Source organism: Bartonella sp. CL70QHWL (genome assembly GCF_042194855.1).
GTDB lineage: Bacteria > Pseudomonadota > Alphaproteobacteria > Rhizobiales > Rhizobiaceae > Bartonella.
Genome location: NZ_JBHINJ010000077.1, coordinates 1 through 1254, shown reverse-complemented (window position 1 = coordinate 1254; position 1254 = coordinate 1). Strand labels below are relative to the sequence as shown.

Below are 1254 nucleotides of genomic sequence, written 5' to 3'. Positions count from 1 at the left end.
AACAGCCAAATGATAGGAACCGTGTGCCTATTAATAAAACAATCCCTGCCGAAATTAAGCGAGGAGACAGATGAAAAAGCGATTTATTATAACAGGAATGATTACCCTTTTGGGAATGATAAATTTGGCACATGCAGTGAATATTGATGGATCTCATATAGATTCATTCAGGAAGACATATATTCTACAACCACGTACTCCAGCGACACCACCTGCTCCTTCAGTGAATATTGGTGATATAGATTCACTCAGGAAGACATATTTTACACAACCACGTACTCCATCGAATTCACCTGCTCCTGCAGTGAATGGTGGTAAAGCTCATCTAGATTCATTCAGGCATACATATGCTATACTACCACGTACTCCATCGAAATCACCTGCTTCACCGAAATCACCTGCTACACCAGCAGAATATCTGGAGCTTATTAAGCTATTAAAAAAAGAGGAAATTATTGAGCTCTTAACAAAACAGCTTGAGTTGAAAAAAAAACAACTTTCGCAAACAGAAACAACCTATCAAGCTATAACAAATAGTCAGAAAACTGAACCTAAAACAATTGACGTTTCTAGTTTTTTTCTCAAAGAACCAGAATCGCTCTATAAGAAAGATAAGCTTTCAAGGGAATCATATCAAAAGGTATTAGAGGAAGAAAACAAAATTTCTGGGACTTTTGATAAAATGGGCAAAGCTATTTCGGAGCGTTTACAATTTGCATCGATACAAGATAAAGCTGTAAGTTTAGAAACTTTTGAAAACGTAGAAAATCGTTTTAAATACCTCCAACATCTATTAGATGAAATTCAAAAAAAAGAAAACCTGAAAGATACTGCAGATCTTCAAGCACATATCGATGGTTCGTTAGCCATGATCCAAAATGAATTTATAAAGATGGAAATGGTAGCGCATTTACGTAATGCTGAGCAATCACTTATCAAAAGGAAAAGACGCGAACTTGATATGAAAATTTTTGACCATGAAAAAAACGGGATGCCTACCATACGATAAAAACAAAAGCCAATGTAGAAGGTTCAGTACTATCCGAACAATTCAAAGAGGCACAGAGATTTTATCAAAGCCAAGATATCGTAATGAAAATACTTAGGTAATGTATAAATGCGAATAACGCGTTTAGCATGTATCTATGTTTCAAGGTGATAAAAAGTTGAAAATTCGTTAAAGAGGAATTCCATGGACTTTACAGTGTTCACGCAACTTTTCAATAAAATTGATCAGATAACAAAAACATATGT

1 protein-coding gene is annotated in these 1254 nt (G+C 35.0%); it reads left to right on the top strand.

What is annotated here, in order from left to right; translation table 11 throughout:
- The first annotated feature begins 70 nt into the window (after positions 1-70).
- Complete coding sequence (locus ACFIJZ_RS09760) at positions 71-1009, top strand: type IV secretion system protein (RefSeq protein ID WP_375631962.1); 939 nt, start codon at positions 71-73, stop codon at positions 1007-1009.
- Positions 1010-1254 lie beyond the last annotated feature (245 nt).

Bases quoted from the DNA above. Each gene is read 5' to 3' on its own strand.
- ACFIJZ_RS09760 (WP_375631962.1), top strand. From the start codon at position 71: ATGAAAAAGCGATTTATTATAACAGGAATGATTACCCTTTTGGGAATG.